This window comes from Amorphus sp. MBR-141, from assembly GCF_053628695.1.
Genome location: NZ_JBRJGW010000008.1, coordinates 137669 through 158541 on the forward strand (window position 1 = coordinate 137669; position 20873 = coordinate 158541).

Annotated in this window: 17 protein-coding genes; 15 read left to right on the forward strand and 2 right to left on the reverse strand. The window is 68.1% G+C overall.

What is annotated here, in order from left to right:
* Position 1: 1 nt before the first annotated feature.
* Positions 2 to 1099, reverse strand: a complete 1098-nt coding sequence (nspC, locus tag ACSSVZ_RS13095; RefSeq protein ID WP_453970641.1) for a carboxynorspermidine decarboxylase — start codon at positions 1097 to 1099, stop codon at positions 2 to 4.
* Positions 1100 to 1405: 306 nt separating this feature from the next.
* Here nspC and ACSSVZ_RS13100 point away from each other — a divergent pair, with 306 nt between their 5' ends.
* From ACSSVZ_RS13100 to ACSSVZ_RS13140, 9 genes are all read left to right on the forward strand, one after another.
* Positions 1406 to 2386, forward strand: a complete 981-nt coding sequence (locus tag ACSSVZ_RS13100) for a TRAP transporter substrate-binding protein (protein WP_453970642.1) — start codon at positions 1406 to 1408, stop codon at positions 2384 to 2386.
* 1 nt (position 2387) lies between these two features.
* Complete coding sequence (locus ACSSVZ_RS13105) at positions 2388 to 2762, forward strand: cupin domain-containing protein (RefSeq protein ID WP_453970644.1); 375 nt, start codon at positions 2388 to 2390, stop codon at positions 2760 to 2762.
* 85 nt (positions 2763 to 2847) lie between these two features.
* Complete coding sequence (locus ACSSVZ_RS13110) at positions 2848 to 3417, forward strand: TRAP transporter small permease (protein WP_453970645.1); 570 nt, start codon at positions 2848 to 2850, stop codon at positions 3415 to 3417.
* Positions 3414 to 4691 (forward strand): TRAP transporter large permease, encoded by a 1278-nt coding sequence (locus ACSSVZ_RS13115; protein WP_453970647.1) that lies wholly within the window; start codon positions 3414 to 3416, stop codon positions 4689 to 4691. Before ACSSVZ_RS13110 ends, ACSSVZ_RS13115 begins: the two co-directional genes overlap by 4 nt.
* Positions 4692 to 4701: 10 nt before the next feature.
* A complete protein-coding gene (locus ACSSVZ_RS13120) occupies positions 4702 to 5484 on the forward strand; it encodes an IclR family transcriptional regulator (protein ID WP_453970650.1) in 783 nt (260 codons plus the stop codon).
* Positions 5481 to 7559, forward strand: coding sequence for a hydantoinase/oxoprolinase family protein (locus tag ACSSVZ_RS13125; protein ID WP_453970653.1), 2079 nt, complete (start codon positions 5481 to 5483; stop codon positions 7557 to 7559). Before ACSSVZ_RS13120 ends, ACSSVZ_RS13125 begins: the two co-directional genes overlap by 4 nt.
* A 1-nt stretch (position 7560) precedes the next feature.
* Positions 7561 to 9105: a hydantoinase B/oxoprolinase family protein gene (locus ACSSVZ_RS13130; protein ID WP_453970654.1), complete on the forward strand. Its 1545-nt coding sequence runs from the start codon at positions 7561 to 7563 to the stop codon at positions 9103 to 9105.
* A gap of 4 nt (positions 9106 to 9109) precedes the next feature.
* On the forward strand, positions 9110 to 9871 hold the full coding sequence (locus ACSSVZ_RS13135; RefSeq protein ID WP_453970656.1) for an HpcH/HpaI aldolase family protein: 762 nt from the start codon (positions 9110 to 9112) through the stop codon (positions 9869 to 9871).
* Between the two features lie 10 nt (positions 9872 to 9881).
* Positions 9882 to 11417: a class I adenylate-forming enzyme family protein gene (locus ACSSVZ_RS13140; protein WP_453970658.1), complete on the forward strand. Its 1536-nt coding sequence runs from the start codon at positions 9882 to 9884 to the stop codon at positions 11415 to 11417.
* Here the strand turns inward: ACSSVZ_RS13140 and ACSSVZ_RS13145 are convergent.
* Positions 11403 to 12359 carry a LysR substrate-binding domain-containing protein gene (locus tag ACSSVZ_RS13145; RefSeq protein WP_453970660.1) on the reverse strand — a complete coding sequence of 319 codons (957 nt, stop codon included), beginning with the start codon at positions 12357 to 12359 and terminating at the stop codon, positions 11403 to 11405. The two genes, ACSSVZ_RS13140 and ACSSVZ_RS13145, sit on opposite strands and share 15 nt — an antisense overlap.
* A gap of 163 nt (positions 12360 to 12522) precedes the next feature.
* Here ACSSVZ_RS13145 and ACSSVZ_RS13150 point away from each other — a divergent pair, with 163 nt between their 5' ends.
* The 6 genes from ACSSVZ_RS13150 to acnA all read left to right on the forward strand — a co-directional run bounded on the left by ACSSVZ_RS13150 (position 12523) and on the right by acnA (position 20795).
* Positions 12523 to 13095: a tripartite tricarboxylate transporter TctB family protein gene (locus ACSSVZ_RS13150; protein WP_453970662.1), complete on the forward strand. Its 573-nt coding sequence runs from the start codon at positions 12523 to 12525 to the stop codon at positions 13093 to 13095.
* Positions 13095 to 14627: a tripartite tricarboxylate transporter permease gene (locus tag ACSSVZ_RS13155; protein WP_453970664.1), complete on the forward strand. Its 1533-nt coding sequence runs from the start codon at positions 13095 to 13097 to the stop codon at positions 14625 to 14627. The genes ACSSVZ_RS13150 and ACSSVZ_RS13155 overlap by 1 nt, the downstream gene beginning before the upstream one ends.
* Before the next feature lie 83 nt (positions 14628 to 14710).
* A complete protein-coding gene (locus ACSSVZ_RS13160) occupies positions 14711 to 15685 on the forward strand; it encodes a Bug family tripartite tricarboxylate transporter substrate binding protein (protein WP_453970665.1) in 975 nt (324 codons plus the stop codon).
* A 69-nt stretch (positions 15686 to 15754) separates the two neighbouring features.
* Positions 15755 to 16921, forward strand: a complete 1167-nt coding sequence (locus ACSSVZ_RS13165; RefSeq protein ID WP_453970667.1) for a PrpF domain-containing protein — start codon at positions 15755 to 15757, stop codon at positions 16919 to 16921.
* Positions 16918 to 18150 (forward strand): CaiB/BaiF CoA transferase family protein, encoded by a 1233-nt coding sequence (locus ACSSVZ_RS13170; RefSeq protein WP_453970669.1) that lies wholly within the window; start codon positions 16918 to 16920, stop codon positions 18148 to 18150. The genes ACSSVZ_RS13165 and ACSSVZ_RS13170 overlap by 4 nt, the downstream gene beginning before the upstream one ends.
* On the forward strand, positions 18150 to 20795 hold the full coding sequence (gene acnA, locus ACSSVZ_RS13175) for an aconitate hydratase AcnA (RefSeq protein WP_453970670.1): 2646 nt from the start codon (positions 18150 to 18152) through the stop codon (positions 20793 to 20795). The genes ACSSVZ_RS13170 and acnA overlap by 1 nt, the downstream gene beginning before the upstream one ends.
* Positions 20796 to 20873 lie beyond the last annotated feature (78 nt).

The following is a 20873-nucleotide window of genomic DNA, read 5'->3' on the forward strand; positions in this document are numbered from 1 at the left end:
TTCAGGACAGGTTTGACTCGAAGTCCGCGTAGTCGAATGCGCGCACGAGGCGGACGCTGCCGTCGAGGTCGCGCACGGCGATCGAAGGCATGCGGACGCCGTTGAACCAGTTCTTCTTGACCATCGTGTAGCCCGCCGCGTCCTGGATGGAGATCCGGTCGCCGATCTTCAGCCTCTCGGGAAAGCGGAATTCGCCGAAGACGTCGCCCGCCAGGCACGACTTGCCGCAGATCATGTAGCTGTGCGGCCCCTCGTTCGGCGCGATCCTGGCGGTTTCGCGGTAGATCAGCAGATCGAGCATGTGGGCCTCGATCGACGAATCGACGATGGCGAGGTCCTTCTCGTTGGTCAGCGTGTCGAGGACGGTGACCTCCAGCGTCGTGGTGCCGGTGATCGCCGCTTCGCCCGGTTCCAGATAGACCTGCACGCCGTACTTGTCGGCGAAGGCCTTCAGCCGCGCGGCGAACGCTTCTACCGGATAGTCCTTGCCGGTGAAATGGATGCCGCCGCCGAGGCTCACCCATCCGACCTTCGACAGCAGTGCCCCGAAGCGGCTCTCGATCTCGCCGAGCATCCGGTCGAACAGGCCGAAGTCGGCGTTTTCGCAGTTGTTGTGGATCATGAAGCCGCTGATGCGATCGAGCACACCGGCGATGCGCTCCGGGTCCCATTCGCCGAGCCGGCTGAACGGGCGGGCCGGGTCGGCAAGGTCGAAGCTCGATGAGCTGACACGCGGATTGAGGCGCAGGCCGCGCACGATCCCGGCGGACTGGCCCTCGAACCGCTCCAGCTGACCGATCGAATTGAAGATGATCTTGTCGGCGTGGGAGACCACCTCGTCGATCTCGTCGTCGCCGTAGGCCACGCTGTAGGCATGGGTTTCGCCGCCGAACTTCTCGCGGCCGAGGCGCACCTCGTAGAGCGACGACGATGTCGTGCCGTCCATGTGCTCCCGCATCAGATCGAACACGCACCACGTCGCGAAGCACTTGAGCGCCAGCAGCGTCTTCGCCCCCGACAGCGTCCGGACCCGGTCCATCACCTCCATGTTGCGGAGGAGCGCTGCCTTGTCGATCAGGTAGTAGGGCGTGCGGAGCATCGCGCGGTCGGTCCACGTCGGTTCGGTTTTGGGCAGCGACCGTGCAGCAACATCATGTCGCTCGGGTGACGAGACGGCTGCGCCGGGACCTGCGTCATAGGCAAGCCGGGCGCCGCGGACAACCCGCAAGGCGGACCGCACCTGTCCGCACGAGCTCGCGAAGCGCCCCCAAAAGCCCGCCGGAACGTCTGCCGTGCCGCAGAGAGGCGGCCCCAAACAGAATGCCGATTGACATCTTCGACAACTGTGTTTCAATTATCGATATCAAGTTTCACATAATGAAACAAATATCGGGAGGAGAGACTGATGCGGCGTATTCTCGCGCTCGCCGGAGCGGCCATGATTCTGGCCGGCCCGGCCCATGCCCAGGATTTCACGTTCAAGTTCGGCCATGCGGCCTCGTCCAAGCATCTGTTCCAGACGGGTCTCGACATCTTCGCGGAGAAGGTCGCCGAGAAGACCGACGGCAAGGTGAAGATCGAGGTCTATGGCGATCGCCAGCTCGGCGACGACAAGCAGCTTCTGGAAGGCCTGCAGATCGGCGTCATCGACGGGGCGCTGGTCTCGGCGCCGACGCTGCCGCTGGTGCTCGGCGCGACCGCGTTCGACGCCCTGCAGCTGCCCTTCGTGGTCACCTCCTACGAGCAGATGGCCGATGCGCTCGGCTCGCCGGTGGGACAGGAGCTCCTGGACACGCTGGACGCCAAGCAGATCAAGGGCCTCGGCTACATCGAGGCCGGCCAGCGCCATTTCCTGTCCAAGACCAAGCAGGTGAAGACGCTCGACGACTTCGCCGGGCTGAAGACCCGCATCGTGCCGATCCCGCTGCACAAGGCGACGTGGGAGGCCGTTGGCGTCAATCCCATCGGCATGGCCTACGGCGAGGTCTATTCGGCGCTCGAGACCGGCACCATCGACGCGGTCGAGATCAATCTCTCCTCGATCCAGTCGGAAAGCCTCTACGAGCCGGCCAAGCACGTCACCCTCACGGGCCACTATTTCTGGCCGGGTGTGATCATGATGTCGGGCATGGCGTGGAACAAGCTGCCGGAAGATCTTCAGGCCGCGCTGGTGGAAGCCGGCAAGGAGGCGACCCAGGAGCAGTACAAGATCGCCGCCGCCCAGGAGGCCGAAACCGAGGCCTTCCTGAAGGAGCAGGGCGTGGAGATCGGCGAGCTCGACGACATCGCCGCCATGCAGGCGAAGACCAAGCCGGTGGTCGAGACGTGGGTCAAGAAGGACCCGCTGATCCAGACGTTCTACGACCAGATCCAGTCGGGGAAGTGAGATGACCGGGCGGACCAACGTCTACAAATGGGAAACGCTCCCGCGTGAGACGGTGCGGCCGGGCGTGACCCGCACGGCCTTCCGCGGGGACAACGCCCTGATGGTGATGAACTGGCTGGAGCCAGGCATGGAGGTCCGCCCGCACTCCCATCCGTTCGAGCAGCTCGCTTTCATCCTCTCCGGCCGGGTGAAGTTCACCATCGGCGAGGACGTGGTCGAGGTCGGGCCGGGCGAGGTGGTGCGCATTCCGCCGGACGTGATGCACTGCGGGGAGCCGATCGGCGACGAGGTGGCCGTCAATCTCGATGTGTTCGCGCCGGTGCGCGACGACTACCGCCACCTCACCGCGTATCAGGAAAACGACTTCGCCGACTGACCCGAAAGGGACCGTCGATCCGACGACCAGCGCCCGGCTTCTGCCGGGCGACGGGTCCGCTCGGCCGGAAATTGGGGTCGCCAGGATGGCATTCGCACGCACAACCAGGATCTACCACGGGGCGATGAAGGCCATTCTGGTGGCGCTGATCGCCGTGCTGCTGGCCGTCATGGGGCTGCAGATCGTGATGCGCTACTCCTTCAACGCCTCGCTGATCTGGGCGGAGGAGGTCTGCCGCTACCTCCTCATCTGGGTCTCGCTGCTCGCCGGCGTCTTCGCCTACGAGCGCGGCGAGCTGGCCGCCATGACGCTTCTGCGCGACAGCCTGCCGCGCCGCCCGGCGCTCGTGCTGGCCATCTTCGCCAACCTGGTGTCCGCAGCCCTGTGCCTGCTGCTGGTGCGCTACGGGCTGCGCTTTGCCGAGATGGTCGGCTCGCAGCCGATCCCGGCGTTCCGGTTCCTGTTCGAGGACACCTTCGGCTGGGGTGTCGAAACGGTGCCCCATGTCTTCTGGGTCTATGCGGTGCTGCCGCTGGGTATGGCGCTGCTCGCCATCCGGCTCGTGATCGACGTCTGGCACTACCTCGTGCTGCTCGGGTCCGGCGGAAGCGTCGACGATCTCCGTCCGCACGCGCCGGAGGGTTTGCCGGAATGACCCTCTACCTCGCCGCCTTCCTCGGTTTCCTGGTGCTGGGCGTGCCGATCGCCTTCAGCCTGGGGCTTGCCTCGGTCGTCTATCTCCTGGCCAACGATCAGTTCATGCTGATGTTGGCCTTCCCGCAAAAGATGATCGCCGGCATCGACAACTTCGTCCTCTTGACGATCCCGTTCTTCATCCTCGCCGGCAACCTGATGAATTCGGCGAACCTGACCCAGCAGATCGTCCGCTTCGCGCAGATCCTGGTGGGGCGGGTGAAGGGCGGGCTGGCGGCGGTGAACGTCATCGCCAGCATGATGTTCTCCGGCGTCAGCGGGGCCGCCACCGCGGAGGCCTCGGCGCTCGGCAGCGTCATGATCCCGGCGATGCGGCGCGACGGCTACGACCCGGCCTACGCGGCGGCGCTAACGGCGGCCGGCTCGCTGCTCGGTCCGATGGTGCCGCCGTCGCTCTCGCTGATCCTCTACGGGGTGCTGACGGGGACGTCGATCGCCGACCTGTTCCTGGCCGGCATCGTGCCCGCCTTCCTGCTGTGCGGCCTGCTGGTCTTCTATGCCCTGTGGAAGGCGCAGCGCGAGAACCATCCGCTGCCGCCGGTGCTGCCGAAGAGCGAGCGCGCCGGCGTGATCGCCCGGGCGCTGCCGGCGCTGTTCCTGCCGGTCATCATCGTCGGCGGCATCCGGTCGGGGGTGTTCACGCCGACCGAGGCGGCGGCCGTCGCGGCGATCTATGCGCTCCTCATCGGCACCGTGGTCTACCGCACGCTGTCGCCGCGCCAGATCGTCAACTCTTTCTACGAGACCGCCACCATGTCGGCCGGCGTCATGCTGGTGGTGGCGATGGCGTCGATGACCTCGTTCATCCTCGGCATCGAGAACATTCCCCAGTCGATCGCCCAGGGCCTGCTCGGCCTGACGGACTCGCCCATCCTGCTCCTGATCCTGCTGAACGTGATCCTGCTGGTGCTGGGCTTCTTCCTGGAGCCGCTGGCAGCCCTCATCCTGGCGATGCCGATCCTCAATCAGCTGAGCCCGATCATCGGCCTCGATCCGGTGCAGTTCGGGGTGATGATCGTCTTCAATCTGATGATCGGCATGATCACCCCGCCGGTCGGTCTCTGCCTGTTCATCGTCTCCGCGATTGGCAGGGTGCCGCTCGATAAGGTCAGCCGGGCGGCCCTTCCGATGATCGGCATCTGCCTCGTCGTGCTGGCCCTCGTCGGCCTGGTTCCGGCGCTGTCGCTTACCCTGCCCGCGCTGATCGGACACTGAGGAGAGCGGCATGGCAGAGGGCATCGACAAGACCGCCAACCAGTCCACCCAGGTGGCGTTCCAGATCATCGAGGTGATGGCGGCGGCCGGCGAGACCATGCGCGTCACCGATCTGGCGCGCCAGCTCGGCATGCCGAAGGCGCGGATCTACCGGTTCCTGCAGACCCTGGTCGCCATCGGCTACGTCGTCCAGGACACCGAGACCGAGCGCTACCGGCTGACCCTGAAGCTGTTCCATCTCGGCCAGGCGATCGCCGACGGGACCCAGCTGATCACCGTGGCGCGGCCGGAGCTGATCCGCCTGCGCGACGCCACCGGCCAGACCACCACGCTGTCCGTGCTGGAGGAGCAGGGCATGCGGGTGATCGACATCGTGCGAATGGAAACGCCGGTCCAGATCGTCACCAAGCCGGGGGCGCTGCTCGCCTTTCACGCCTCCGCCCAGGGCAAGCTGGCGCTCGCCTTCGGTCCGGCCCGGCTCTGGGAGGTCGTGCGCGCCGCGCCGCTCGAGGCAGTGACGGCCGACACCAAGACCGACCTTGCGGCGCTCGAGCGCGAGATCGTCCAGGTGCGCAAGCAGGGCTGGGCGGTCGCGCCGAGCGAGCTGCTGCCCGGCGTCAACGCGATCTCGGCGCCGATCCTCGATGCCGCCAACCAGATGATCGGCTCGATCAACATCGCCGGCCCGGTGCAGACCGTTCGGCCGGAGCCGGACGCGGCACAGCTTTCGGCGGTCCGCGGGGCCGGCCGAACCATTTCAGTCAGCTTGGGTTGCACGGAGTACGTTGGATGACGCGATTTTCCCTGGCCATCGATATCGGAGGCACGTTCACGGACGCCGTGCTGCTGGCCTCCGACGGCCGCAGCTTCGTCGACAAGACGCTGACAACCCACGGCAACCTGCTGGAGGGGTTCTTCCGGGGCGTCGACCTTGTGCTGGGCCGGGCGGGCATCGGTCCGACCGACGTGGACGACGTGGTGGTGCATGCCACGACCGTGGTGACCAACGCGCTGATCGAGCGCAAGGGACCGCCGGTCGGGCTGATCCTGACCAAGGGCTTCCGCGACATTCTCTACATCCGCGACGAGCATCGCTACGACATGTTCGACCCGCAGATCGAGTTCGCGGAGCCGCTGATCCCCTCGGAGCGGACCTACGTTCTGGACGAGCGGATGTACGCCGACGGCAGCGTCGAGACGCCGGTCGACCGGGATGAGGTGCGCGCCATCATCGACCAGTGCCGCAAGGCGGGCGTCGTCTCGGTCGCCGTCAGCCTGCTGAACGCCTATCGCAACGGCGCGAACGAAGAGACCGTGCGCGCCGTCTTCGCCGAAGAGGCACCGGAGATCTACGTCTCGCTGTCGAGCGAGATCGCCCCGCAGATGCGCGAGTACCTGCGCACCTCCACCGTCGCCATCAACGCCTATACGGTGCCGATCACCCGGCCGTACCTGACCGCGCTGACCGAGGAACTGGCGGCGCGCGGCTTCTCCCAGCAGCCGCTGATCATGCTGTCCAACGGCGGCGTCATCGGCGCGGAACGGGCCGGGCGCTTCCCGGTGCGGATGATCGAGTCCGGTCCGGCCGCCGGTGCGCTCGTCGCCTGCTACTTCTCCCGCCTGTTCGGCATCAAGGACCTGATCTCGTTCGACATGGGCGGCACGACGGCCAAGGCGTGCATGATCCAGAACCACGAGCCGCTGGTTACCGGCACCTTCGAGGTGGACCGGCGCTACCGCTTCAAGCCGGGCAGCGGGATGCCGATCACCGTCCCGTCCATCGACATGATCGAGATCGGCGCGGGTGGCGGATCCATCGCCTCCATCGACAGCCTCGGCCTCCTGAAGACCGGACCGGAAAGCGCCGGCTCGATCCCGGGACCGGTCTGCTACGGGCGTGGCGGCGAGAACCCGTGCGTGACTGACGCCGACGTGGTGCTCGGCATCATCGATCCGGACCGGTTCCTCGGTGGCGACATGACGCTGGACGCCGGCGGCGCGCGCGCCGCTCTCGGCGCACTGGGCAAGAAGCTCGGCCTCTCTGCGGAGAAGGCGGCATGGGGCGTCTTCGAGGTGGTCTGCGAGCAGATGGCGGCCGCCACCCGCACCCATGCCACCGACCGGGGCATCGACTATCGCGGCCTGCCGCTGCTCGCCTTCGGTGGTGCCGGACCGGTGCATGCGTGCATGGTCGCCGAGCTGGTCGACGGCAGCACGATCATCTATCCGCCGCTGGCGAGCGTGCTGTCGGCCTTCGGCACGCTGGTGACGCCGGCGCAGATCGATCTCGTGCGCAGCGTGGTGTCGCCGCTCGAGGGCATCGACTGGGACGCCGTCGACCGGACGCTGCAGGCGATGATCGAGGAGAGCACGCTGGCACTCAAGGAGGCGGGCATCCGCGACGAGGATCTGGAGTTCTCCTTCGCGGTCGACATGCGCTATCTCGGCCAGCAGTCGGAAGTCCGGATCCATCTGAGCGAGGATCCGCGCCAGGCGCGCGACGCGTCCGCCATCCGCCACCTCTACGAGCGCGAGTACGAGGCCCAGTATGGCCTCAAGCTCGCCGACATTCCGATCGAGGTGGTCAACTGGCAGGTAACCGGCAGCGGCAAGAAGCCGGACCGCTCGACGGCGCCGGTCGCGCCCACCGGGTCCAGCGCCGCCGCCGCCACGCGCACCGTCTACCTGCGCGGCGAACCGACCGAGGTGTCGGTCTATCAGCGCAAGGAGCTGACGACGGCCGACAAGGTCGAGGGCCCGGCGATCATCGAGGAACGCGAAACCACGATCTTCATTCTCGAGGGCTGGACACTCGGCCTCCACGAAACCGGCAGCCTGGTGGCCGAAAAAGCGAAGGGAGGGCGCTGAGATGGACGGCGTCGAACTACAGATCCTCTGGAGCAACCTGATCGGCATCGTCTCGGAGCAGGCGCGCGCGCTGCAGCGCATCGCCTTCAGCCCGATCGTTCGCGAAGCCGGCGACCTCGCCAACGGCCTCTTCGATGCCGATGCGCGCATGGTGGCCCAGGCTGTGACCGGAACGCCCGGCCACATCAACTCGCTGGCCGCGGCCGCGCGCAACCTCCTCGGCCACATCGACGTGGCCGACCTGAAGCCCGGCGACGTGCTGATCACCAACGATCCGTGGATGTCGGCCGGCCACTTCTTCGACATCACCGTGCTGTCGCCGATCTTCCGGGGCGAGCGGCTGATCGGCTACGCCGGCTCGACCATCCATCACACCGACATCGGCGGCTACGGCATCGGCTCGGGCGCCCGCGACATCCACGAGGAAGGCCTCTGGATCCCGGTCACCAAGCTCTACGAGGCCGGCAAGCCCAACGAGACGCTGTTCTCGATCATCAAGCGCAACGTCCGCACCCCCGATGCGCTGCTCGGCGATCTGGGGGCGCAGGTGTCGAGCGGCATGATCGCCTCGGAGCGCCTCAACGCGCTCTGCGACCGCTATGGCCTCGACCATATTTCCGTGCTGTCCGACGAGATCATCAAGCGCTCGGAAACCGCGATGCGCGAGGCGATCAGCAAGCTGCCGCGCGGCACCTATCACGGCAGCTCGTCGTTCGACGTACCCGGCGGCCAGGTGATCGAGCTGAAGACCGCCGTGACCGTCGACCCGAACGCCGGCGAGATCACCATCGATTTCGAAGGGTCGTCGGGCCCGAGCGCCTCCGGCATCAACGTGGTGCCGGCCTACACTCACGCCTACGCGACCTTCGCGGTGCGCTCGACCCTCAATCCGGACCTGCCCAACAACGCCGGCAGCCTGGCGCCGATCAAGCTCAAGCTGCCCGAGGAATGCATCGTCAACGCCAAGTATCCCTCGCCGGTGAATGCCCGGCACGTGGTCGGCATGTACGTGCCGTTCCCGATCCTGAAGGCGCTGTCCGAAGTGGTGCCGGACCGGGTGGTTGCGGAGGGATCGGGCGCCGTCTGGACGGTGCAGGTGCAGGGCAGGGACGCCAACGGCCGGCCGTTCACCAGCTCGATGTTCAACTACTCGGGCGGCATGGGCGCACGGGCCGAGAAGCCGGGCCTCTCGGCGATCTGCTACCCGACCGGCGTTGCCGCCGTTCCGGTGGAGGTTCTGGAGGCGTCCTATCCGATCGTCTTCACCTGCAAGGAGCTGGAACGCGGCACCGGCGGCACCGGCCGTCAGCCGGGTGGCGACGGCCAGCGCATCGGCTACCGCATGCGCACCAGCTATCCGTGGCTGCTGAACACCATCCCGAGCCGGCTCAAGAGTCCGCCGGAAGGCCTCGCGGGTGGCGGTGACGGCGCGCCCGGCCGCTTCGAGATCAACGGCAAGCCCATCATCGACACCCGCAAGATGGAGATGCAGCCGGACGACGAGGTGTTCATGGTGACGCCTGGCGGCGGCGGCTTCGGGGCCTGACCTGATGACGACCAACGCCGCCTTCCGCGCGCGTCTGCTGGCCGGGGAGCGCCTGGTCGGCACCTTCGTGAAGACGCCAAGCCCGGCGGTGATCGAGATCCTCGGCCAGACGGGGCTCGACTTCTTGGTGCTCGATGCCGAGCATGTCGCGATGGGGCGGGAGGTCGTCGATCTCTGCCTGCTGGCGGGCCGTGCGACGGCGATCCCGATGCTGGTGCGGGTGCCGGTCGCCTCGACCGAGTGGATCGGCAGCGTGCTGGATTCCGGCGCGGCCGGCATCATGGCGCCCCAGGTGCGGTCGGCAGCAGAGGCCGAGACGATCGCGGCGGCGGTGCGCTACGGTCCCGGCGGACGTGGCTTCTCGCCCTCGACCCCGGCCGCTGGCTACGGGCGGCGGTCTGTCGCGGAGCACCTGGAGCTGGCAGGTCGGGAGACGGTCCTGGTGTGCCAGATCGAGGATCCGGAGGCGGCTCGGGCCGCGGGCGTCATCGGTGGTGTTCCGGGCGTGGACTGCCTGTTCGTCGGCCCTGTCGACCTTGCGGTGGCCTGCGGCAAGACCAGCCCCGGTGACCCGGATGTCGTGACGCTTTGCCGGCAAATCGTCGGGATTGCGGGCGAGGGGAAGGCGCGCACGGGCATGTTCGTGGGCTCGGCGGCACAGATACCCGCGTGGGCCGACGCCGGCGCGTCCCTGTTCGTCGTCGGTACTGACCAGGCCTTCCTGAAGGCCGGTGCGGCAGCCGCGCTGGCGGCGGGCCAAGACTGAGGAGGGCGCCGTGAACCTGGCAGAATGGCTTGTCCGCACCGCCCGCCACACTCCGGATGCCCCCGCGCTCCTGAGCGGGGAGAGGCTGGTCGCCACCTACGCCCAGTTCGCCGACCGGGCCGCCCGCATCGCGGCTGCGCTCCGCGATGCCCATGGCGTGGGCCCGGGTGACCGGGTCGCCCTGTTCCTGTCGAATACGCCCGCCTACCTGGAGTGCCTCTACGGGATCTGGTGGGCGGGCGCCGTCGCGGTTCCGATCAACCACAAGCTCCATGAGCGCGAGGCGACGTTCATCGTCGCGGATGCCGGCGCGAACGTGGTCGTGGTCTCGCATGCCACCCCGGCGCTGGGCGAGGCGGTTCCAGCCGGCACGGTCCTGCTGGAACTGGAGGGGGACGCTTATGCCGCACTGCTCGCCCACGCGCCGCTGTCCGCCCCGCATTCGCTGACCGATAATGCGCTGGCCTGGCTGTTCTACACCTCCGGCACCACCGGGCGGCCGAAGGGCGTGATGCTCACGATCGCCAACCTGCAGGCGATGACGTTTGCCTATTTCATCGACGTCGACGACGTGCTGGCCGAAGACGCTGCGCTCTACGCCGCACCGATGTCGCACGGAGCGGGGCTCTACAACTTCATGCATGTCTTGCGCGGCAGCCGCCACGTGGTGCCCGTCTCGGGTGGCTTCGACCCGGCTGAGATCCTCGAACTCGCGGGCTCCGTCGGCAGCCTGTCGATGTTCGCGGCCCCCACAATGGTCCGCCGGCTCGTCGGCCACGCCAGGGCCGTCGGACACGACGGGTCCGGTATCCGCACCATCGTTTACGGCGGCGGGCCCATGTACGTCGCCGACATCGAGGACGCGGTGGCGACGCTGGGGCCGCGCTTCGTCCAGATCTACGGACAGGGCGAGAGCCCGATGACCATCACCGCGCTGTCGCGCGCAGAGGTCGCCGACCGCGCGCACGCGCGCTGGCGCGCACGCCTGGGGTCCGTCGGACGTGCGCAATCGTGCGTGGAAGTGCGCATTTCCGACGAAACGGGGTGCGCACTGCCGCCTGGCACGAGCGGCGAGATCCTTGTGCGCGGTTCGAGCGTGATGGCTGGCTACTGGAGGAACGAAAGCGCCACCGCCGCATCGCTGCGCGACGGCTGGCTGTGGACCGGCGACGTCGGGGCCATGGACGAAGACGGCTATCTGACCCTGATGGACCGCTCCAAGGACGTGATCATCTCCGGCGGCACCAACATCTACCCGCGCGAGGTGGAGGAGGTGCTGCTGCGCCATCCGGATGTGGCGGAGGTCTCCGTGGTCGGGCGGCCGAGCGCGGAATGGGGCGAGGACGTGGTCGCCTTCGTGGTGGCGGCGGAGGGACGCGCTCCGACACCGGAGGCGCTCGACGCGCTCTGCCGGGAGGAGATCGCCCGCTTCAAGCGGCCGAAGGCCTACCTGTTCATCGATGCGCTGCCGAAGAACCACTACGGCAAGGTGCTGAAGACCGACCTGCGCCAGCGCCTGGCCGACGCTCCCTCACCAGGAGGCTGACGCGGCCGAGGCGGGCGGCGCGCCGACGGTGTCGCTCTCCTGGTCCTCGTCGGCCACCGACCGGGCGGCTTCCTCGATCAGCCATTCCATGAAGCGCTTCACCGCCGGCCGGTTCTGGTCGACCTTGCGGCAGACCAGCGCATACGGGCGCGGGGCGCGCACCACCGCCGGGAACGGCGCGATCAGCCGCCCGGTCTCCAGGTCGTTGCGCAGCAGCGTCGGCTGGCCGATGGCGAAGCCGAAGCCCTCCCGCGCAGCCTGATAGGCGAGCGACGAGTTCTCGAAGCGGATGCCGTGCTCGCGCAGGTCCGGCTCCCGCATCCCGACCGATTCCCCCCACATCCGCCACTGCTGGATGTGCATGTCGGAATAGAAGATCTGCAGCTTCTCCAGCGCCGCCGGCTCCAGCGGCCCGGTCCGCTCCAGCGTCGCCCGGCTGCACACCGGCGTGAACCGGCGCTCGAAGATGTATCGGCTGAACAGCGACTTGTCGGTCGGCACGCCGATGGAGAGCGCGACGTCGATCTCCTCGCGGTCGAGCGGCCGGTCCTGCAGCGACGGGCGGATGCGGATGTCGACGTCCGGGGCGATCGCGTAGAAGGCCGGCAGCCGGGGCATCAGCCACTGGATGGCGAAGGTGGGGTAGACGTTCACCGTCAGCGTCGCCTCTTCCGGCTCGCTGCTGACCTCGTGCACGGCCTCGCCGATCGCCGCAAAGGCGGCCGACAGCTTCGTCGCCAGCACCCGCCCACGGGCGTTCACCGTCACGCCGCGGGGGTGACGCTGCATGAGCGGCGTTCCGAGCCGTTCCTCCAGCGCGGTGATCTGCCGGCTGACCGCGCCCGGCGTCACGTTCAGTTCGCGCGCCGCCGCCGACAGCGTCCCCGTACGGGCGCACGCCTCGAAGCATTTCAGGGCCCGGAAACTCGGCAGGTAGCGCATCCCTGTCTCGCCTGTTTTGAGTTTTCCTCAAATCGAACTTGAGGCTTTTTACATTGTAAATCGCCGATGCGTGGGGGCAATTTGTGAAAAATTCGCATGACGAGGTCCCTGACACAGGGGGCCAGCGTGCGGCCGTTCGAAAAGAGACGGTTCGGGAGGAATGATGAGTTCAGCCAACCTCGCATCAGCGGACTCCGCACCTGTGGGCGATGCGGCCGACGAGGACCGCGACGGGCGGCACGTGCCGCCGGCTCCGGTCGCGTTCTGGCGCACCAACCGCGGCATCGCGGTCATCCTGCTGATCCTCGTGGCGGCGATCGGCGCCAACATCTGGTTCTCCGACTGGGCCCATCAGGCATCTCGCGACGGCTTCACCCTTGGCGGCTTCCCGCTGTTTGCGGTGGGCATGATGACGCTGTCGCTGCTGATCATGCTGTTCGACGGCAAGGCGCGGAAGGCGACGCCGGAGTTCGCCCGCGTGCGGCTGCGTGACCTCCTGGTGGTGCTGGTCACCATCGCGCTGTCGGTGGTGGCGTTCCTCGCCATCCGCTGGATCGGTTTCGTGCCGGCCATCACGCTGTTCGTCTTCGTCGGCGCGACAGCGCTCGGCTTCCGACCGCTGTGGATCTCGCTCCTCGTCGCGCTCGGGACGGGCCTCGGCCTGCGGGTCCTGCTCTTCGCCCTCGGCATGAACGTCACGGACGGCCCGCTGGGCGCGCTCTTCGGGGGTCACTGATGTTCGATTACGTAAGCATCGGCGACGCGATCGGGCTCGTCTTCTCCATCCACACGCTGCTGTGGGTGCTGCTCGGCGTCTTCATCGGCGTCGGCGTCGGCGCCATGCCGGGCCTCAGCCCCGCTCCGGCGATCGCGCTCCTGCTGCCGCTCACCTTCACGCTGAACCTGCCGGCGGCCCTCGGCCTGCTGATCGGCGTCTACAAGGGCGGCATCTACGGCGGCTCGATCTCGGCCATCAGCTTCGCCACGCCCGGAACGGCGGAAGCGGGCGCGACGGTGATGGACGGCCACAAGCTGATGAAGGCCGGCAAGGGCAAGAAGGCCCTGCACATGGCCCTCTATGCCTCGGTCACCGGCGACCTGATCTCGTCGATCCTGACCATCTTTCTTGCCCCGGCGCTTGCCCTCGTCGCGCTGAATTTCGGCCCCTCCGAACGCCTCTGGCTGATCGCGCTCGCCATCGGCCTGATCGGCGCGCTCTCCGGCGACCACTTCGCCAAGGGCCTGTTCTCCGCCGCCCTCGGTCTGTTCATCGGCACCATCGGTTCCGATCCGGTGTCGATGGTGCCGCGCAACACCTTCGGCCAGTGGTGGCTTGCCGACGGCATCCACATGATCCCGCTGATCATCGGGCTGTTCGCGATCGCCACCATGCTGGAAAAGATCGCCGAGATCGTGCGTGGCTGGAAGACGATCGGCGAGATCCACGACAAGGTCATGGACGAGCTGCGCGGTCGGCAGGAATCGCTGACCTTCCGCGAGTACATGAGCTGCTGGAAGGAGATGGCGATCGGCACCGGCATCGGCACCTTCGTCGGCATCCTGCCCGGTCTCGGCGCAACCGTCGGCGCCTATCTCTCCTACGGCGTCGCCCGCCAGGTTTCCCCGCACAAGGGGCTCGGCACCGGCAAGCTGGAAGGCGTGGCGGCAGCTGAATCCGGCAACAACGCCACGGCCGGCCCGACGCTGGTGCCGCTGCTCGCCTTCGGCATTCCCGGCGGCACGATCGCGGCGATGCTGGGCGCGGCGCTTGCCATCAAGGGCGTGCAGGCCGGTCCGCGCATGTTCGAGCTCTACCCGATCGAGATCTACGCGCTGTTCGTGATCCTGATCGTCTCGAACATCCTGGTGCTGTTCGTCGGCCGCGGCTTTGCGGGTGTCTACTCCAAGCTCGGACAGATGCCGTCACAGCTCCTGGTCCCGGTCATCATGGCGATGGCCTTCGTCGGTGCGTACACGTTCCAGAACAACGATTTCGACGTCTGGCTCGCCCTCGGCTTCGGCTTCCTCGGCTTCTTCCTGCGGCTCGCCCGCATCCCGGAAGCGCCGCTGATCATCACGTTCCTGCTCGCGCCGCTCGCCGAGCAGAGTCTGCGCCGGGCGCTCCTCATCAACCGCGGCGACTGGGGCAACGCCCTCTTCGACAGCAACCTGGCGATCGGTCTCGCCGTCGCCACCGTGGTTCTCGTCGTCTTCCTGGCCCGCTCGCAGATGAGCAGCCGGATCAAGTCGCTGTCCAGCGACGAATAGCGATCGGCCGCGCTCGCGCGGCCGGCAGCACCAAGCGCCCGCTAACAGGCGGGCGTCCCTGCACCAGAAAACGGGAGGATCCCATGAAATTACATCGTCGCAGCTTCGTCGGCCTGTGTGCGCTGGCTGTTGCCGGCACGTTCGCCGCGCAGCCGTCGTTCGCCCAGGACGGCGCGGCGGACTACCCGTCCAAGCCGATCCAGTTCATCGTGCCCTACAGCGCCGGCGGCGGTCAGGACCAGTGGGCCCGCATCGTCTCCTCCGCGGCGTCGTCGCATCTCGGCCAGCCGATGAACGTCGAGGTCCGCGCCGGCGCCGGCGGTACGGTGGGCTGGAAGTATCTGCTCAGCCAGCCGGCTGACGGCCACACCATCATGATCGGCTCGCTGAGCCCGATGATCGCGGTCCTGTCGGAGCCGAACGCGCCGATGGGCATCGACGACATCAAGATCGTCGACATCCTGTCGGACTTCAATCCGCAGGTCATGGCGCTGCCGGGCGGTGACTTCGACAGCTGGGACAAGGTGAAGGCCTATGCCGAGAAGAACCCCGGCAAGCTGACGATCGGCGGCACGCTCGCCCAGGCGCTGGCGGCTGCCGCGGTGTTCGACGAGGCGAGCCTCGAGGCCACCTTCATCCCGTATCCCGGCACCAGCGCCGCGGTGACCGACATGCTCGGCGGCCACATCGATCTCGCCGTGGTCACACCGACCACCGCCGTCTCGCTCGGCGAGAAGGCCGTGCCGATCATCAACGTCGGCAACCAGGCCAACAGCGAGACCCTCACCAAGGAACTCGGCCGCGACGTGCCGTGGGCCAAGGACCTCGGCTACGACGGCGTCGCGCAGCCGCGCTGGGTCGGCGTGCATCCGGACACTCCGGACGCGATCGTCACCAAGCTCGACAAGGGCATCAAGGCCACCCTCGACGACCCGTCGGTGACCAAGCTGATCACCAACATCGGCGAGGAGATCATCTACTCCGACCAGCAGAAGGCCCAGGCGACCTACGACCGCCTGGTCGACGTCATCAAGAAGAACCTGCCGCTGATGCAGTGACCGCTTCCCGACGGCGGCGCATCCGGCTGCCGCCGTCGGCTTCCCATCCCGAGACAATGGTTCAGACCGATGCCGATCCGTAACGAACTCAACATGCGCTCGATCGACGCGAAGATCATTCGCGGCGGATCCTCCAAGGGCGTGTTCCTCGACATCCGCGATCTGCCGGACGCCGGCGCGGACCGCGACGACATCGTCCTCAAGGTGTTCGGATCGCCCGACAAGCGGCAGATCGACGGCCTCGGCGGCGCCGACAAGCTGACCAGCAAGCTCGCCGTCATGGGTCCGCCGACCCGCGACGACTGCGACATCGACTACCTGTTCGGCCAGGTGAACCAGGAACTTCCCCGCATCGACTGGTCGTCGAACTGCGGCAACATCTCATCGGGTGCGGCGCTCTACGGCGCGCTCACCGGCGCCGGCACCGTGGAGAACGGCGTGGCGGTGGTGAACGTCCACCAGGTCAACACTGGCCGGAAGCTGAAGACCACCGTTCCGATGGTGAACGGGCTGCCGGCCGTAGACGGCGACTTCGCCATCGGCGGCGTGCCCGGCACCGGCGCCCGCATCGACGTCGATTTCGGGGACTTCGCCGGCTCGGCGCTGCGCGGCAACGTGCTGCCCACCGGCAACGCCATGGACACCTTCGAGGTGCCGGGCATCGGCAAGCTCGACGTCAGCGTCATCGACATGGCGAACCTGCACATCTTCGTGCGCGCCCGCGACGTCGGCCTCGACGTTGAGAAGGACATCTTTGCGCTGCAGGCGGACGACGCGCTGGTCGCGCGGCTCGAGGCGATCCGCAAGGTGGTGTCCCACGAGATCGGCTTCATCACCGGCGACAACGCCGACGAAGAGCTGCAGGTCTCCATGAACCCGCTGCTGTTCGTGGTGAACGCGCCGGTGACCTACACCGCCACCGGCGGCAAGGTGATCGAGGCCGGCGGCTACGACCTGTTCTCGCGCTCGATGGCCCGCTTCGCCTTTTCCAAGGCCTATCCGGGCTCGGGCGCCGCCGGCACGTCGGTGGCCGTGGGCATCCCCGGCACCATCGCCAACGAAGCCTCGACGCACCACCGCAACGGCGCCGACTACGAGGTGGCGATCGGCCATCCGGGCGGCACGCTGCAGGTGTCGGCGGAGATCGACGCGACCTCCAACGAGATCAAGGTGAACAAGGCCGCCATCGGCCGCACCGCGCGTCTGCTGATGGACGGGAAGGCCTATATTCGATGACGACAGCCGAGACGAAGCTGCCGCTTGAGGGCGTGCGGGTTCTCGATTTCGGACACACGGTGATGGGGCCGACGGCGGGGCTGATCCTCGCCGACCTCGGCGCCGAGGTGATCCGCATCGAACCCGCACCGGACGGCGATCCGACGCGCCGCCTCAGGGGCTTCGGCACGGGCTATTTCCCGTTCTACAACCGCAACAAGAAGAGCCTGGCGATCGACCTGAAGTCCGACGCCGGCAAGGAGGCCGTCAACCGGCTGCTCGCCAGGTCGGACGTGATGCTGGAGAACTTCGGGCCGGGCACCATCGACCGGCTCGGCTTCGGCTACGAGGCGGTGTCGAAGGCGCATCCGCGGATCGTCTACCTCTCCATGAAGGGCTTCCTGCCGGGACCGTACGAGGGCCGCACGGCGCTCGACGAGGTCGTGCAGATGATGAGCGGGCTCGCCTACATGACCGGTCCGCCGGGCCAGCCGCTCCGCGCCGGCGCCTCGGTCGTCGACGTGCTCGGCGGCATCTTCGGGGTGATCGGCATCCTGGTCGCGCTGCGCGAACGGGAGGAAACGGGCAAGGGCACGCTGGTGCGCTCGTCGCTGTTCGAGAGCGCCATGTTCCTGATGGGGCAGCATCTCGCCTATTCGGCGCTGACCGACGAGCCGGTGCCGCCGATGCCGGCGCGTGTTTCCGCGTGGGCGATCTACGACCTGTTCGACACGGCCGAGGGCGAGAAGGTGTTCGTGGGCATCACCTCCGACCGCCACTGGGCGCTGTTCTGCGACGAGTTCGGCCGGGCCGACCTGAAGGCCGACGAGGGCCTTGCCACCAACAACCAGCGCATCAGCGAGAAGCCGCGCCTCAAGGCCGACATCGCGGACATGTTCGCGGCGATGCCGCTCGCCGAGGTGGAGGAGCGCTGCCTGCGGGCCAAGCTGCCGTTTGCCCATGTCGCCCGGCCCGAACAACTGTTCTCCGACCCGCATCTTCTCGCTGGAAACCGGCTTCTGGAGACGATCCTGCCCGGCGGGATCCGGACGGCGCTGCCGGCGCTGCCGATCGAGATCGGCAGCTATACCGCCCGCGTGCGCGCCGATCCGCCGGCGATGGGCGCCGACACCCGCTCGGTGCTGGCCGAAGCCGGCTACAGCGGCGCCGAGATCGATGCGCTCTACGCGAGCGGGGTGATCGCCGGGGAGGCCGCCGAAGACGCGGCACAGACAGGCACGACTGGATGATGGACAGCTACAAGACGCGCGCCCGCTTCGAGGGCGCCGAGATCGTCGACCTCGTCGCGGCGGAGCGGGCCTTTCCGGGCCTGGCGAAGCTGCCGGTCTCGATCCGGATCCTCATCGAGAACCTGCTGCGCAACGAGGACGGCGTGTCGGTGACGGCCGACGACATCGCGGCGGTGGCGGCGCGTGCCGGCGACTGGTCCCGCGAGATCGAGATCGCGTTCCGGCCGTCGCGGGTGGTGATGCAGGACTATGCCGGCATGCCGGCGCTGATCGACCTGGCGGCGCTGCGCGACAAGGCGCTGGCCAACGGCGCCGATCCGGCCCTCGTCAACCCGCAGGTGCCGGCCGACCTCGTGGTCGATCATTCGCTGATGGTCTACGTGGCGCGCCAGCAGAACGCGCTGGCGGAAAACCTGAAGCGCGAATTTTCCGACAACGAGGAGCGCTTCGCCTTCCTGAAGTGGGCGCAGCAGGGCTTCGACGGCCTGCGCGTGGTGCCGCCCGGACAGGGCATCATCCACCAGATCAACATCGAGTACCTGGCCGACGTGGTCAGCCGCAGGGCGGTCGGCGGCGCCGAGTGGCTGTTTCCCGACACCGTCATCGGCACCGACAGCCACACGACGATGGTCAACGGCCTGGGCGTGCTCGGCTGGGGCGTGGGCGGCATCGAGGCCGAGGCCGTGATGCTCGGCGAGCCGGTGTCCATGCTGGTGCCGCCGGTGATCGGCGTGCGGCTCACCGGCGCCGCGCCTGCCGGCGTGCTCGCCACCGACATCGTGCTGACGCTCACCGAAACGCTGCGCAAGCGCGGCGTCGTCGGCACGATCCTGGAGTTCTTCGGGCCCGGAATGGCCTCGCTGCCGGTGACCGACCGGGTGACCATCGCCAACATGAGCCCGGAGTTCGGGTCGACGTGCGCGTTCTTCCCCTCCGACGCGCGCACCATCGAGTATCTCGACCTGACCGGCCGCGACCGCGCCCAGATCGAGCGGGTGGAAGCCTATCTCCGCCGCACCGGCCTGTGGTTCGATCCGGAGGCGGTTCCCGACGTTGCCGACGTCATCGAGTTCGACCTGTCGACGGTGAGCCGCACGGTCTCGGGCCCGAAGCGGCCGGAGGAACGGCGCGACCTGGCGGAGGTGCCGGCCGCGGCGCGCGCCATGATGACGCCGCGCGCGGCTGCGCCGGCGGAGGCAGACGGCGGCGCGCTCAAGGACGGCGACATCGTCATCGCGGCGATCACCAGCTGCACCAACACCTCCAATCCGGCGGCGATGATCGCGGCGGGGCTGCTGGCCCGCAAGGCGCGGGCGCGGGGACTGACAGTCTCGCCGCGCATCAAGACGTCGCTGGCGCCCGGATCGCGGGTCGTGGTCGATTATCTCGGGCGGCTCGGCGTGCTGGACGACCTGGAGGCGCTGGGCTTCGGGGTGGTCGGCTTCGGCTGCACCACCTGCGTGGGCAATTCCGGCGATCTCGACGAGGCCGTCACTGCCGCGATCGACGCGGACGACCTCTGCGTCTCGGCCGTGCTGTCGGGCAACCGCAACTTCGAGGGCCGCATCCACGCCAAGGTGAGGGAGAACTTCCTCGCCTCGCCGCCGCTGGTGGTCGCCTACGCGCTCGCCGGCACGGTGCTGACCGACGTGTCCGCCGAACCGCTCGGCCACGACCCGGACGGCGCCCCGGTCCACCTCGCCGACCTCTGGCCGTCGCCGGAGGAGATCGAGCAGGCGCTGTCGACGGCGATGGACCGCAGCCAGTTCCTGTCGCGCTACGCGCACGTGCTCTCCGGCGACACGGAGTGGGAGCACCTGGAGACGGCGACGGGGCCGCTGTTCCACTGGACCGACGAGAGCACCTATTTCCGCAAGCCGCCCTTCTTCGAGGTTGCCCCGTATTTCGAGGCCGGCCAGCCGATGATCACGGACGCGCGGCCGCTGCTGATCCTGGGCGACTCGGTCACCACCGACCACATTTCGCCGGTGGGCGCGATCGCCGCCGACAGCCCGGCCGGGCAGTATCTGAGCGCGGCGGGCCTCCGGCCGGCGGAGTTCAACGCCTACGGCGCCCGGCGCGGCAACCACGACGTGATGGTGCGGGGCACGTTCGCCAACGTCCGCCTGAAGAACGAGATGGTCGACCGCATCGGCGGCTACACGCGCGTCATGCCCGAGGGCACGGAGGCGACCATCTTCGAGGCGAGCGAGGCCTACGCGGCGCGCGGCGAGGACTGCGTGGTGATCGCGGGCAAGATGTACGGCGCCGGCTCGGCCCGCGACTGGGCGGCCAAGGGCACGCGGCTGCTCGGCGTGAAGGCGGTCATCGCCACGTCGTTCGAGCGCATCCACCGATCGAACCTGGTGCGCATGGGCGTGCTGCCGCTGGAGTTCGCCGACAAGGCGGTCTCCCCGGCTGAGACCTTCGCCGCGACCGACACGGTGTCGCTGGATGCGCCGGTCGATACGTTGAAGCCGTTGCAGCGCCTGTCGCTCACGCGCACGCGCAGCGACGGCACGACCGACAGCTTCGAGGTGATCGCCCGCGTCGATACCTTGGACGAGCTGCGCTACCTGAAGGCCGGCGGCATCCTGCCGAGCGTGGCGGAGCGGCTTCTGGGCGCCGCGCCTGCCGAAGCGTGAGCGGAGGCGCCCGGCCCAGCGGGCACGCGGCGCGTCCCAGCACGACGCGGAACAGACAGCCGGTCCCAGCCTATCCCT